11 protein-coding genes and 1 riboswitch are annotated in these 13,393 nt (G+C 54.9%); of the genes, 4 read left to right on the plus strand and 7 right to left on the minus strand.

Annotated elements, in window-relative coordinates; all coding sequences use genetic code 11:
• Nucleotides 1–56: 56 nt before the first annotated feature.
• From AC07P6_RS15785 to AC07P6_RS15810, 6 genes are all read right to left on the minus strand, one after another.
• Nucleotides 57–1,049, minus strand: coding sequence for an alpha/beta fold hydrolase (locus AC07P6_RS15785; RefSeq protein ID WP_478313615.1), 993 nt, complete (start codon nt 1,047–1,049; stop codon nt 57–59).
• Nucleotides 1,050–1,175: 126 nt separating this feature from the next.
• A complete protein-coding gene (locus AC07P6_RS15790) occupies nt 1,176–1,913 on the minus strand; it encodes a glutamine amidotransferase (protein ID WP_434663714.1) in 738 nt (245 codons plus the stop codon).
• A gap of 104 nt (nt 1,914–2,017) precedes the next feature.
• Nucleotides 2,018–3,937, minus strand: a complete 1,920-nt coding sequence (mrdA, locus tag AC07P6_RS15795; RefSeq protein ID WP_478313617.1) for a penicillin-binding protein 2 — start codon at nt 3,935–3,937, stop codon at nt 2,018–2,020.
• Nucleotides 3,938–4,153: 216 nt separating this feature from the next.
• On the minus strand, nt 4,154–4,786 hold the full coding sequence (locus AC07P6_RS15800; protein WP_478313619.1) for a LysE family translocator: 633 nt from the start codon (nt 4,784–4,786) through the stop codon (nt 4,154–4,156).
• 19 nt (nt 4,787–4,805) lie between these two features.
• Nucleotides 4,806–4,885: riboswitch (ZMP/ZTP riboswitch) on the minus strand.
• 59 nt (nt 4,886–4,944) lie between these two features.
• Nucleotides 4,945–5,406 carry a DMT family transporter gene (locus AC07P6_RS15805; protein ID WP_478313621.1) on the minus strand — a complete coding sequence of 154 codons (462 nt, stop codon included), beginning with the start codon at nt 5,404–5,406 and terminating at the stop codon, nt 4,945–4,947.
• A 10-nt stretch (nt 5,407–5,416) separates the two neighbouring features.
• Nucleotides 5,417–5,851: a DMT family transporter gene (locus AC07P6_RS15810; protein WP_478313623.1), complete on the minus strand. Its 435-nt coding sequence runs from the start codon at nt 5,849–5,851 to the stop codon at nt 5,417–5,419.
• 99 nt (nt 5,852–5,950) lie between these two features.
• Here AC07P6_RS15810 and AC07P6_RS15815 point away from each other — a divergent pair, with 99 nt between their 5' ends.
• The gene (locus tag AC07P6_RS15815) at nt 5,951–6,883 is read left to right on the plus strand and encodes a LysR family transcriptional regulator (RefSeq protein ID WP_478313625.1); all 933 of its coding nucleotides are present in this window, start codon (nt 5,951–5,953) and stop codon (nt 6,881–6,883) included.
• A gap of 265 nt (nt 6,884–7,148) precedes the next feature.
• A complete protein-coding gene (gene katG / locus AC07P6_RS15820; RefSeq protein ID WP_478313627.1) occupies nt 7,149–9,326 on the plus strand; it encodes a catalase/peroxidase HPI in 2,178 nt (725 codons plus the stop codon).
• A 63-nt stretch (nt 9,327–9,389) separates the two neighbouring features.
• Here katG and AC07P6_RS15825 read toward each other — a convergent pair whose 3' ends face one another.
• The gene (locus AC07P6_RS15825) at nt 9,390–9,971 is read right to left on the minus strand and encodes a TetR/AcrR family transcriptional regulator (RefSeq protein ID WP_434663701.1); all 582 of its coding nucleotides are present in this window, start codon (nt 9,969–9,971) and stop codon (nt 9,390–9,392) included.
• A gap of 149 nt (nt 9,972–10,120) precedes the next feature.
• On the opposite strand from AC07P6_RS15825, the gene AC07P6_RS15830 reads away from it, so the two are divergent.
• Entirely contained in the window at nt 10,121–10,993 is an 873-nt protein-coding gene (locus AC07P6_RS15830) for an arginase family protein (protein WP_478313629.1), read from the plus strand.
• Between the two features lie 267 nt (nt 10,994–11,260).
• Nucleotides 11,261–13,390 (plus strand): TonB-dependent receptor, encoded by a 2,130-nt coding sequence (locus AC07P6_RS15835; RefSeq protein ID WP_478313631.1) that lies wholly within the window; start codon nt 11,261–11,263, stop codon nt 13,388–13,390.
• Nucleotides 13,391–13,393 lie beyond the last annotated feature (3 nt).

Raw genomic sequence — 13,393 nt, forward strand, 5'->3', positions numbered from 1 at the left:
CTCAAAGAGAATATGCGCTATCGCCGGAAGCGCAACTTCACACCCCGGCGCAGCAGTTACAGATGATCGGCATCGACAACTGCCTGCACGAACGCCTGGGGGGCTTCCTGCGGCGGGTTATGGCCGATATTGCCTTTGAATTCGCGATGCTCGTATTTGCCAGTAAATTTAGCGCGATAGCTTTCAGGTGCCGGGTACGGCGCACCGTTGTTATCACCTTCGATGGTGATGGTCGGAACGCCAATAGTCGGCAAAGCCGCCAGTTTCTGCTCGTAGTTTGCGTATTTCGCTTCGCCTTTCTCCAGCCCTAAGCGCCAGCGGTAGTTGCTAATGGTCACCGCCACGTGATCGGGGTTATCCAGCGCCTGCGCGCTCTGTGCAAACTGCGTATCACTAAACTGCCAGCCCGGTGAAGCCTGATGCCAGATAAACTTCGCAAAATCGTGAGTGTTCTGCCGATAGCCTGCCTCACCGCGTGGGGTGGCAAAATAGAACTGATACCACCACGACTGCTCGGCCTGCGGCGGCAGCGGTTTTTCGCCAATTTGCTGGCTGCTAATCAGATACCCGCTCACCGAAACCAGCGACTTCACCCGCTCCGGCCACAGCGCGGCTACGATATCCGCCGTACGTGCGCCCCAGTCAAAACCGGCAAAATCAGCTTGTTTGATATGCAAGGCATCCATCAGATTAACGATATCTTTCGCCATTGCCGAAGGCTGACCGTTACGCGGCGTTTTCGCTGAAATAAAGCGCGTGGTGCCGTAACCGCGCAGATAAGGCACGATCACCCGGTAGCCCTTCTGCGCCAGCGCCGGGGCGACGGCGGCGTAGCTCTGAATATCATAAGGCCAGCCGTGTAGCAGGATCACCGCTTGCCCGTCGCGCGGGCCGATATCCACATAGCCAATATTGAGATCTCCCGCCTGTATCTGATGCAGAGCGTTAAAGGCGGCGCTGTCCTCCGCCGCGCAGACGCTGGCGGAAACCAGTGAGGAGCAGATTAGCGCCAGGGCGGCATATTTACGGGATAAAAAAGTGGTGTTCATGATGGTTGCCTCTTCATGGTTTGGATGACAGGCCTATCACAACACCGCGATGTATCTGCACTGTGCGCGCAGAGGGGGGATTTTGTCGCACTGAACTCAGATACACGGTGATACAAAACGGAAAAATCAGACGTTATCCGGCGGCAAATAGTTAGCCACAAAACGAGTCAAAATCGCCGATGCCACAGGACTCTCTTCGACTTCACGGCTCAGTTTGTCCGGGTCAACGCCCTCATTACGCAGAACCGCCTGACGATACGCAATCAGCGAGCGGGCAATTTCCGGAGTGATTTCCGGATGGAACTGCGTGGAGACGGCATGCTCGCCATAGCGAACAATCTGGTGCGCATCGTGACTGGACGAGGCCAGCACCTTCGCCCCTTGCGGCAGTCGGGTCACGGTTTGCATATGCGTAAGATGTGCGCTGAAGGGGGCCGGATGGTCAGCCAGCAGGCTGTCAGTTAATCCATTCGCAGAGAGAGTAACGGTTTTGCTTCCGGCTTCGCGCCCTGCAGGATGGTAATCCACCTCGCCACCAAGGGCGTGCGCCATAAGCTGATGCCCATAGCAAACGCCAAACAGCGGCATCTCAATAGCCATCGCGTCGCGGATCCACCCGGCGGTCATTTCACTCCATGGCAGGCGCTCGGTCACCATATCCCATGACCCGGTGATCACCGCCACGGTGTGGTTATCCGGCGCGGGAAGCGGTTCCCCGGCAAACACCCGCGCCACGCTGATTTTATTGCGCCACGGCGCGAGCAAATGACCGAACCAGACGGGAAGATCGCCATGGTCAGAGGCGATTTCAACCGGCGGAGTGCCGGTCTGGATAAGAAGTAGCGTATTTCGGCTTAACGACATCAGAACGCCTTTTTCACAACAACACAGAACTCTACTATGAGCAAAAGCGCTAACGGCGGCAAATAACCAATCCGTTAACGCTTATGCTCTGAGTGAATAATGCCCTATTGCGCGTCGGCGCTGTCTACCTGCGGCACCGTCGATTGTGCACCTTGCGCCGCTGGCGCATTGGCAGGGTCAAAAATATGGTCGAGGATCGCGCGTGCTGTTGGCCCGGCAACCACGCCATCGCCGCCACCGTTTTCCAGAATCAACGCCATCGCTACCTTCGGATGCTGATACGGCGCAAACAGGGTATAGAAAATATGATCGCGCAGGCGGACCGGGATCATTTTGGCGTTATACACCTGATTCTCCTTCAGGCTGAAGACCTGCGAAGTCCCGGATTTCGCCGCAATCTGATACGGCGCGGTATGAAACAGCTTATAGCCCGTGCCGTTGGGCTGGTTCGCCATGCCGTACATCCCGTTGCGCACGATTCCCCAATACGGTGAATGCGGGTCGCCAACCTGCGGTAAATTTTGCGGCGGCTGATAGCGCTCGACCTTGTTGCCCTGCTTCATAGAGTAAAGCAGATGCGGGTTTTGCACTTTGCCGTTATTGATAAGCGTAGTCAGCGCTTTCACCATCTGAATCGGCGTGGCGATCCAGTAGCCCTGGCCGATGCCGACGGAGATAGTGTCCCCTTGATACCACGGTTTTTTATGCACCCGTTGCTTCCATTCCCGGCTCGGCAACACTCCGGCGTACTCTTCGTTAAGATCGATGCCGGTTGATTGGCCATAGCCGAATTTGCTTAACCACTCATGGATACGGTCGATGCCCATTTCGAACGCCACCTGGTAGAAAAAGGTATCCGCCGACTCTTCAATCGCTTTGGTGACGTTAAGCATGCCGTGACCGCTCTTCAGCCAGTCGCGATAGCGCCGCTGGGTACCGGGTAGCGTCCAGGTCGGCGCGCCGAAGAAAGAAGTTGTTGGGGTGATGACCCCAGCCGACAGCGCCGACAGCGCCATATAGGGTTTAACCGTTGAGGCGGGAGGATACAGCCCCTGGGTGACCCGGTTAATCAGCGGCCGGTCAGGATTATCGAGCAGCGAGCGGTAGGCTTGATAGCCAATACCTCTGACAAACGGGTTTGGGTCATAGCTGGGGCTGGAAACCATTGCCAGCACCCCGCCGTCGCGCGGATCCACGGCCACTACCGCCGCTCGCTGCCCCTTCAGCACCGACTCGATATACTGCTGCAAATGCAGATCCAGCGTCAGGTAGATGTTCTTTCCGGCAACCGGCGGTACCTCTTTTAGCAGACGTACCACCCGGCCATGGTTATCCACCTCAACTTCCTGATAACCCGTGGTGCCGTGCAGCGCTTTCTCGTAATAGCCTTCAATGCCCTGCTTGCCGATATTATGGTCAGCGGCGTAGTTCTCTTCTTCGCCCGCTTTCGCCAGCTTTTGCAGGTCACTGTCGTTGATTTTCGAGACATAACCGACAACGTGCGCCAGCTCCGCGCCATACGGGTAATCGCGCTGCTGATAGCTATCAACGGTGACGCCGGGGAAATGAAATTCATTGACCGCAAAGCGCGCCACTTCCACGTCGCTGAGATCCGATTTTAAGGTCACCTCTTTATAGCGGCTGTTGTGGTGCATGTCGTCGCGGAAATCAGCAATATCTTCGGGCGTTAAATCAACAATCGGCGTGAGCTGTTCCAGCAGCGCCGTCATATCGGCGATTTGGCTCGGGATCACCTGTAAACGGTACAGGGTGATGTTTTGCACCAGCGGAATGCCGTTGCGGTCGAAAATCAGTCCCCGGCTCGGCGCAATGGGCAGCATTTTGATGTCGTTCTGATTTGAGCGGGTTTGATAGAAGTCGTGCTGATCTACCTGCAGGCGGTAGAGGTTAATAATCAGTATGGCAAAGCAGACCACCACCAGTAGAAAAGCAATGACAGCACGGCGAATAAATAGCATCTCTTCCGCTGAGTGGTCGCGAATTTCATCTCTCATTAGGGACATTAGCGGTCATTTACCTGGATTACAAAGGGCCTGAAAAGGGAAAAGCGGGGAAGAATAGCGTTATCGACGCGGGAGCCCTACCGAAAGGTTGCTAATGATTTGGCAGAAATGTATCAGTATGTGAGGGATAATAAGTGACAACGTCACACTATTGACCTCTGTTGGCAACGCTACAGAGGTCAATACCCATTAGCCAATAGACAGAGAGGCCGTCTGCTACCTGCGTGCCTCAAAGGCGATTTTAACCGCCATCCCCGCCAGTACCGTCGCCATCAACCAGCGCTGAAACTGTTGCCATAAAGGACGTCCAACAAGAAACAACGAAACCTGCCCGGCCAGCACCACAAGCAGCGCATTGACCGCCACGCTAATTATTGCCTGCGTAAACCCCAGCACCAAAGACTGAGAGAGAATGCTGCCGTGTCCTGGCGTAATAAACTGCGGCAATAGAGAGAGGTACATAATGGCGATTTTTGGATTCGCCAGATTGGTCACAAAGCCCATCAAGAACAGTTTGCGGCCGCTATCCGCGGGAAGATCGCGCACTGCGAAGACCGAACGGCCTCCCGGCTTCACCGCCTGCCAGGCCAGATACAGCAAATAGGCGACGCCGCTGATGCGTAAAATGTCATACGCATAGGGAACGGCGAAGATCAGCGCTGTGATACCGAAGGCGGCGCACAGCATATAAAATACAAAACCCAGCGCCACGCCGCCCAGGGAAACCAGCCCGGCCCTTCTTCCCTGGCAAATCGAGCGCGAAATCAGATAGATCATATTCGGCCCCGGCGTCAGCACCAGACCAAGGGCGACAAGAGCAAAGGTTAGCAACGACGAAAACTCAGGCATAGCATATCTCCAGTCAATGAAGTGATGCCCAGGCGCGCGGCGGCTAAAACCATGCTCCCCAACAGTAACCTGTCTTAAGCGCCAGTAACATGGTGCTGAACAGTATGGTCGCGTTCGGCGGCGAGCGGCAACTCACCTGAACAGGTGGGCGCCATCTTTCAGCTGATTTTGTCTTTTTGCGCCGTACTGGAGCGATAGATAAAGAAAAGCACCAGCCCCAGGCAGATAATCGCCCCCAGCCGTCCAGGCGAAAAAGTGATGGCATCATTTCCCAGCCAGCCAAAGTTATCAATCAGCAGACTCATGGCCAGTTGGCCAAAAATCACCGCCACCGTCGCCGTTGCGGTGCCAATACGCTGTACCGCCAGCACCATAATCACAATATAGGGCACGCCGCAGAATGCGCCCAGAAGCTGCCATTTCGGTACGTCCAGCAGCGTAGCCGCCTGGCGGGGTTCAAAGTAAAAAATCAGTAGCGCCGTAATCACTCCACCTACCGCAAAAGTGAGAAACGCACTACGGAATACGCCAACCTGGCTGCCTAACCGGCCATTGATCGCAGCCTGCATGCTCAACATTGCGCCGCCAACCAGCGCCAGCAAAATCATTATGCTACTCATGAGATATTCCTCAGCTTGTGGCGATTAAAATCAGAGCGACAACGATAAACAGCAGAGCGATAAGCCGCCGACCATCAATTTTACGTTTTGGCGAGCCAAACAATCCGTAATGGTCGATCAGCAGGCTTTTGCATACCTGACCGGCGAGAATGCCAATCATGGTCATGGCGATACCGATAACCGGCACGGCAACGGTTAAGATGACGACGTAAATCGGCCCCAGAATTCCCCCGGTGAGCTGCCAGCCCGGCAAGGAGAAAAATGAAGGGCTTTGTCGTGGGCCAAACAGCAGCATCAGCAGAAACGTCAGCGCGGTTCCACCGCCAAAGATACTGAAAGTGGCCCATAAATCCCCTACCTGCCCGGCCAGCGGCCCTAAAAGACCGGCTTCAACGGACAATCCCATACCGCCGACAATCACCAAAAAAATCAGTAATAACTGCATCGTTGCTACTCGCTTATTGATCAGGCGGCAGAGCATAAAGCAGCGGAGTGATGTAAAAAACGATACAATCAAGGAAACACTTTTGCGGATATTGCATTAATGAGTGATGCAGACAATGTGAATTTTCGGGCGCTACAGCTATTTATCGCTGTTTACGACAGCCAGAGTTTTTCAGTAGTCGCACGGCGGGAAGGTGTTTCTCCCTCTATGGTGTCGCGGGTCATCCATCAGCTTGAGGACTCCCTCGGTCAACAGCTGTTTTATCGAAACACCCGCGCAGTGGTGCCAACCGAAGCCGGACGCCTGTTCGCCACTCATGCCAGAAGCATCAGCGAACAGTTCAGCGCCGCCAGGCGCGATCTTCAGGACCGGAGCCTCCAGCCTGGTGGACTGGTGCGCATCAACGCCCCGGTCTATTTTGGTCAGCGCCATATCGCGCCGTGGCTGCCGGGCCTGACGGAACAGTATCCGCAGATGCAAATTGAACTGGCGCTGACCGATGACTTCATCGACCCTCACCGTGAAGCGACCGACGTTATTTTTCGTATCGGCAGCCTGCCGGATTCCAGCGTTCATGCCAGAGTGCTTGGTATGCAGCACCACTACCTGGTTGCAGCCCCGGAATATCTACAACGGCGCGGCATTCCGGAGACCCCAGAGGATCTTCGCCAACACAATACGCTGGTCTACAGCGGTTCAAACGGACCTAATCGCTGGCTGTTCCGCCTTGCGGATGGAGAATGGGTGCACTATCCGCAAACTCCGCAGTTGGCCTCAAACAATGCCGATGCGTTGCTAACCTCTGCGCTGGGCGGTATGGGCGTGGTGCTATTTCCTGACTGGATGGTGAATGAAGCGATTGGCGAAGGAAGGCTTATTAAACTGATGACCGATTATACCGCCGCTATCAGCAGTACGCCTTCGCCGGTTTCCGCCATTTACCCTCACGCCCGGCATCCCTCACTAAACGTGCGCGCGGTGATTGACTATTTTATCGACGCTTTTGGTACGCCTTTATACTGGCAGCGCTAAGCGGTTATACGCACTAAAATTGTCATAACTCAAACAATTAGCATTCGATGAAGACGAAAGCACTTTAACGTTTCCTTTACCCCTTTGTTACGACTATGGTTATTACGGTGGTTTTGATAACCAACCGTTTAACAACAATAATTGCACGGTTTTTATAATAGTAATTGAACGGAAATAGCTATTAAATCCGTAGACTCATTCAAATATCGCTTATTGGTAGCAGTGTATATCGTAATGGCATTCACAAAAGCAAACGGAGCCTGATATGAGCACGTCAAACGATCCTTCGAACACTCCATCGGCAGGGAAATGCCCTTTTCACGCCGAAACGCCAACGCAGAGCGCCGGTGGTGGTACCGGCAACCGCGACTGGTGGCCAAACCAACTACGTGTGGACCTGCTAAATCAGCACTCCAATCGATCGAACCCGCTGGGTGAAAATTTTAACTACCGGGAAGAATTCAAAAAACTCGACTATTCAGCGCTGAAAGCCGATATCCGCGCCGTGTTGACCGACTCGCAGGAGTGGTGGCCAGCAGACTGGGGCAGCTATATCGGGCTATTTATTCGTATGGCCTGGCACGGTGCAGGTACTTACCGTACCGTTGACGGACGCGGCGGCGCAGGCCGTGGTCAGCAGCGCTTTGCGCCGCTGAACTCCTGGCCGGATAACGTCAGCCTGGATAAAGCTCGTCGCCTGCTATGGCCGGTGAAACAGAAATATGGTCAGAAAATTTCCTGGGCCGACCTGTATATGCTCGCAGGTAACGTGGCGCTGGAAAACTCCGGTTTCCGTACCTTTGGTTTCGGTGCCGGTCGTGAAGATGTGTGGGAACCCGATCTGGATGTTGACTGGGGCAACGAAACCGAGTGGCTGGCGCATCGCCATCCGGAAAGCCTGAATAAGCAAGCCATTGGCGCCACCGAGATGGGTCTGATCTACGTTAACCCGGAAGGGCCTAACGCCAGCGGTGACCCGCTCTCCGCAGCCTCTGCGATTCGCGCCACCTTTGGCAATATGGCGATGGACGATGAAGAGATCGTCGCGCTGATCGCCGGGGGACATACGCTGGGTAAAACGCACGGTTCCGCAGTGACCACCCACGTTGGCGCCGAGCCGGAAGCGGCACCAATCGAAGCACAGGGCCTCGGCTGGGCGAACAGCTACGGCAGCGGCGCGGGCGCGGATGCCATCACCTCCGGCCTGGAAGTGGTCTGGACGCAAACCCCGACCCAGTGGAGCAACTACTTCTTCGAAAACCTGTACAAATATGAGTGGGTACAGACCCGCAGCCCGGCTGGCGCAATCCAGTTTGAAGCGCAGGACGCTCCGGAGATTATTCCTGACCCGTTTAATCCGGATAAAAAACGTAAGCCGACGATGCTGGTTACCGACCTGACGCTGCGCTTCGATCCGGAATTCGATAAGATTTCCCGCCGTTTCCTTAACGATCCGCAGGCCTTTAACGAAGCCTTTGCCCGCGCGTGGTTCAAACTGATCCACCGCGATATGGGGCCGAAATCCCGTTACATGGGCCCGGAAGTACCGAAAGAAGATCTGATCTGGCAAGACCCGTTACCGGCAGCTATCCACGCTCCGACCCCTGCGGATATCGCCACGCTGAAAACCGCCATTGCCGAGGCAGGCCTGTCGGTCAGCGAACTGGTTTCCGTTGCCTGGGCATCAGCGTCCACCTTCCGTGGTGGCGATAAGCGCGGCGGTGCCAACGGCGCGCGTCTGGCGCTGGAGCCGCAGAAATCCTGGCCAGTCAACGCTATTGCCTCCCGCGTTCTGCCGACGCTACAAGCGATTCAGAAAGCGTCGGGCAAAGCGTCATTGGCCGATATCATCGTGCTGGCAGGCGTGGTTGGTATTGAGCAAGCCGCTGCCGCTGCGGGCGTACGGGTAAACGTACCGTTTGCGCCTGGCCGCGTTGATGCGCGTCAGGATCAGACCGATGTTGAAGCGATGGACCTGTTGCAACCATTGGCCGATGGCTTCCGTAACTATCGTCGCGTTGAAGGCGGCATTTCAACAGAGACCTTGCTGATCGATAAAGCACAGCAGCTAACCCTGACGGCTCCGGAAATGACCGTTCTGGTCGGTGGTCTGCGTGCGCTGGGAGCGAACTTTGATGGCAGCCAGCACGGCGTGTTTACTGACCGTGTGGGCGTGTTGAGCAATGATTTCTTCGCCAATCTGCTCAGTATGGGCACCGTCTGGAAAGCCGTGGACGAGCAATCTGAGCTGTTTGTCGGTCGTGACCGTAAGAGCGGCGAAGAGAAATACACCGCGACCCGCGTTGATCTGGTATTTGGTTCCAACTCCGTGCTTCGTGCGCTGGCGGAAGTTTATGCCAGCAGCGATGCGCAACAGAAATTTGTCACCGATTTCGTGGCAGCATGGACCAAAGTGATGAATCTGGATCGCTTCGATCTGTAATCCCTTCCCCGACGGGCTTCGCGCCTGTCGGGGTTTTCTCTCGCTCTACTTCCATCAGTCGGCTCACGGCAACTTTTGCAAAATACTCGCCATGATCACCGTAAAATTCCGCACATCTGTTTTAACGTTAAACGCAGGGTTTATCGCTTTGCGGCCAATGAAGCCATCAATAAGCGCGAAAATGGTCATTGTGGCCTCTTGCGCGTTAACATGTGGACTAAACTCTCCAGCCGCTACGCCTTTGCGGATAATGTCTGCCACGCCCTCGCGCATAACCTTGTCGCTGGCAGAAAAAGCCGCGCGCAGATGCTCTTTTCTGGCCGACTCCGCAATGATCTCAACCCACAGTTGATGAGATGACGGATAGCCCACTTCCTCTATGCACGAGGTCGTGAGACTGCAAATCTGCTCAAAGCAGGAGCCGTGAAACTGCTCCTGATGCTTTGCCAGCGCTGATTTCTGCTCTTCAAAGATGATCGCTTCAATCAGCTCATCTTTGCCTTTGAAATAGGTATACATCGCCCCGAGGCTAATCCCTGCACGCTGAGCAATCTCCCGCACGCTGGTGGCGTTAAAGCCCTTTTCAGCAAAGCAGGCCGCCGCCGCGACGATCAGTTTATGGTACGTTTCTGAATTTTTTGACATTTTTACAACCTCCAGCGATGGGCAATTTTAGCCTCTTTTGCGCGGGACTGGCTAGACGTTGTACCGTGATACTTGCGCAAACTTCAGCTGAGAGATAGAGTGAATGAACGTTCGTTCATTTTTGTATTCACATCTGAACTGAGGACTTCATGACCCACTCAACTCACGATAATCTCCGTCTGATCTTCCCGCAATGGCAAGGCGGGAACAACGCGCCCTACTATTTTGGTTCCCAGCTTCTTGCCTGGCTGGCTCCCGCATCGCAGGGGCCGGTTGCTGAAGTCGCCGTCACGCCGCCATCCGATAAACCGCTGGTGAATGAAAATGGGATTGTGGGACGTCGCCAGGTTGTTGCCCAGTTGCGTGATGCGCAGGAGAAAATCGCAGCGCACCGTCCACAAACCATTGTGACGCTGGGTGGCGATTGTCTGGTCTCACTGGCGCCGTTCGCTTATCTCACTGAGAAATATGGCGATAAACTTGGCATCCTGTGGATTGACTCGCACCCGGACGTGATGACCCCGGCACAATATCCGCACTCTCATGCTCACGTCCTTGGCGCGCTGATGGGCGTGGGAGACAACGAGCTGACTCGCGACGTTAAAACGCCTCTATCGCCGCGCAAAGCGATGATTGCCGGTATTCACAACCCGCTGGAATATGAAGCACAGTTTCTTGCCGACCACGCTATCGCGACCTGCGATCCGCAAGCGGTGAGAGACGGCGCTCAGGCGGTAAGTGACTGGATAACCCGAGAAGGTATTGAATATCTGGCTGTCCATCTTGACCTTGATGTGCTTAACCCCGAGCTATTCCGCTCGGTGCTCTTCGCCAGACCGGGACGCGGGGAACACGACTTTGGCGATGTAGCCGAAGGGAAACTGACGATGAGCGAAGTGGTCACGCTGGTCAATCAGGCTACTGCGCTGGCATTACCGGTAGGACTTACCGTCGCGGAACATCTGCCCTGGGACGCAATAAACCTTAAGCAGATGCTTGCCGAATTACCGCTTCTTAAATGATTGCTGTTCCCCCTGATATCTTCAGGGGAACACGGCCTACTCCCTGATGGGGATGTCGTCATGAAATTCATAGAGTAATCAATTAAATAAGAACTCTGAATAACTGAATATGGCAACATTTAATGAGTGACACTAATCGTTATATATTGACATACATAGCGATCATCCCTACCCTTAATCATCATACAATTATAATTCGTACCCTTCAGACGGAGACGTGAGTCGCTCTCGCCTCATTCCACTTTCACCAGTCTGAAATTAAAACTCATGCGCTTAACGAAACTCGCTTTATTGACCGGGGTTATTCCCTGCACCTCATTGTTTATGGCGATGACAGCCCATGCCGAAGAGACCATGGTGGTCAGCGCCGCGCCGCAGGCCAACGCAGAATCTCTTGATGACAATACCCCTGCAGCACAAAAGCAGGCGACGCTGGGTAACCTCGGCAAACGCATGCTTCTCGATGTACCGTGGGCGGTACAAACCATGTCGGATTCTCTGATTCGCCAGCAGCAGCTCGGCAGCGTTAAAGACGTTTACCGCTATATGCCTTCCGTACAGGGCGAAGGCGTGCGCCCGCAAACCCGCGGCATGCAGGGTAGCGTAGTACAAAACAGTATGATTGATGGCCTTAACGTAGTCTCAACCACCGAATACCCGGCGGAGCAGTTCCAGCGTATCGAGGTGTTGAATGGTATGGCGGGCGCGCTGTACGGGCCGGCTAACCCAGCGGGGATGTTTAACCTGGTATCAAAGCGGCCAACCGATGTTCCGCTGCGTCGGGTAACCGTCGGCGGCGGCACCGGTTCGGGTGCCAACGCAGCGCTGGATCTGAGCGGACCACTGGATGCTGGTGACCGGGTTAAATATCGTCTCAACCTGATGGATCAGGATGGTAGCGGCTATACCCACGGCAGCCGCCAGCGCAATCAGTATGCCGGGCTGGCGCTGGATTTTCAGCTGACCGATAAAACCGTGCTTGAGAGCAACTTCAGCTACTATCACTTCTATCAAAAAGGGATGCCCGGCAGCTTTGCTCTCGCCAAAGGCACCCATTTTCCGTCGGCATTGGACCCAACGAAAGACAAATATGGCCAGTATTACGCCGGGAATGATGACACCACCACCACCGGTAGCCTGCATATCAAACATGACTTTGACGGCAACTGGCTGCTGGATGTTGGCGTGCTGCGTCAAATTGCCGATCGCGAATCCACCGCCGTCACCAATACGCTCACCGATAATAAAGGCAACTACACCACTACGACTGCCAACTCTGCCGCCAGCCGTTTTACGATCAACAGCTATCTGGCGAACCTCACCGGCAGCGTGGAGACCGGCTGGCTACAGCACGATCTGGCGTTCGGCATGCGCGGTTTTGTGTGGAAAAACTATAATCCGCGCAGCGGCGGCACCCAGACGCTGGGCAGTTCCTCGCTAAACGATAATCCGACGTTTGAGCGCCCAAATTATCCTGATTTCACTGACCGCTATCATTCAGCCACTACCACCCAGCACGTGTTTCTGCTGAGCGATACGCTGACCTTTAACCCGCAGTGGAGCCTGCTGCTTTCCGGCAGCGAAAACCTGTTTACCGTCAGCAACTACAACAAAAGCAGCCAGCGCAGCAGCAAAAGCGATGATAACGGCGTCAGCGGTTCCGCCAGCCTGATGTATAAACCGATTGATAACGTCACCCTCTATACCACCTGGGCCAACAGCATGCAGCAAGGCGATAGCGCGCCAACCGGTGCTAATAATGCCGGTGAAGTGCTCGACCCCTACCGCAGCCACCAGATTGAAATCGGTGCCAAATATGCGCCGACACAGGATTTGCTGCTAAGCACCGCGCTATTTCAGGCTGAACGTCCGTTTGCTTATACCAACAGCAACGGCGATTTCGCTCAGGACGGCACGCAGAAAAACCGCGGGATCGAGCTGATGGCCGATGGTCACGTCACCCGTAATCTGCGCCTGTTTGGCGGCGCGACCTGGCTTGACCCACGCCTGCATGATACCTCAAGCGCCAACGCGGATGATAAACAGGTCGTTGGTTTGCCGCGCTTTACCGCCAATATGCTGGCGGTTTACAGCATCCAGCGGCTGCCAGGCCTCGACGTGAATGGCAACATTCATTATGTTGGCCGCCGCGCGACCGATAACGCCAACGACAGTTGGGTCGGCAGCTATACCACTGTCGATCTTGGCAGCAACTATCGCACCCGGCTGTTCAATACCGACACCACCTTTAGGTTAGCAGTCACTAATATCACCAATCGTCACTACTGGACCAACATCGTTCCCGGCGCGTTGACCGGCTATACCGGCGCCGGATACGCCAGCGCGCAATTAGGCGCGCCGCGTGAAGCGACGGTCTCAGTGCAGTTCGACTTCTAAGGA

The sequence above is a fragment of the Klebsiella sp. GFKo11 genome, assembly GCF_056490265.1.

Bases quoted from the DNA above. Each gene is read 5' to 3' on its own strand.
- AC07P6_RS15815 (WP_478313625.1), top strand. From the start codon at position 5,951: ATGAGTGATGCAGACAATGTGAATTTTCGGGCGCTACAGCTATTTATC.
- AC07P6_RS15805 (WP_478313621.1), bottom strand. From the start codon at position 5,406: ATGAGTAGCATAATGATTTTGCTGGCGCTGGTTGGCGGCGCAATGTTG.
- AC07P6_RS15835 (WP_478313631.1), top strand. From the start codon at position 11,261: ATGCGCTTAACGAAACTCGCTTTATTGACCGGGGTTATTCCCTGCACC.
- AC07P6_RS15830 (WP_478313629.1), top strand. From the start codon at position 10,121: ATGACCCACTCAACTCACGATAATCTCCGTCTGATCTTCCCGCAATGG.
- AC07P6_RS15825 (WP_434663701.1), bottom strand. From the start codon at position 9,971: ATGTCAAAAAATTCAGAAACGTACCATAAACTGATCGTCGCGGCGGCG.
- AC07P6_RS15810 (WP_478313623.1), bottom strand. From the start codon at position 5,851: ATGCAGTTATTACTGATTTTTTTGGTGATTGTCGGCGGTATGGGATTG.
- mrdA (WP_478313617.1), bottom strand. From the start codon at position 3,937: ATGTCCCTAATGAGAGATGAAATTCGCGACCACTCAGCGGAAGAGATG.
- AC07P6_RS15790 (WP_434663714.1), bottom strand. From the start codon at position 1,913: ATGTCGTTAAGCCGAAATACGCTACTTCTTATCCAGACCGGCACTCCG.
- AC07P6_RS15785 (WP_478313615.1), bottom strand. From the start codon at position 1,049: ATGAACACCACTTTTTTATCCCGTAAATATGCCGCCCTGGCGCTAATC.
- AC07P6_RS15800 (WP_478313619.1), bottom strand. From the start codon at position 4,786: ATGCCTGAGTTTTCGTCGTTGCTAACCTTTGCTCTTGTCGCCCTTGGT.
- katG (WP_478313627.1), top strand. From the start codon at position 7,149: ATGAGCACGTCAAACGATCCTTCGAACACTCCATCGGCAGGGAAATGC.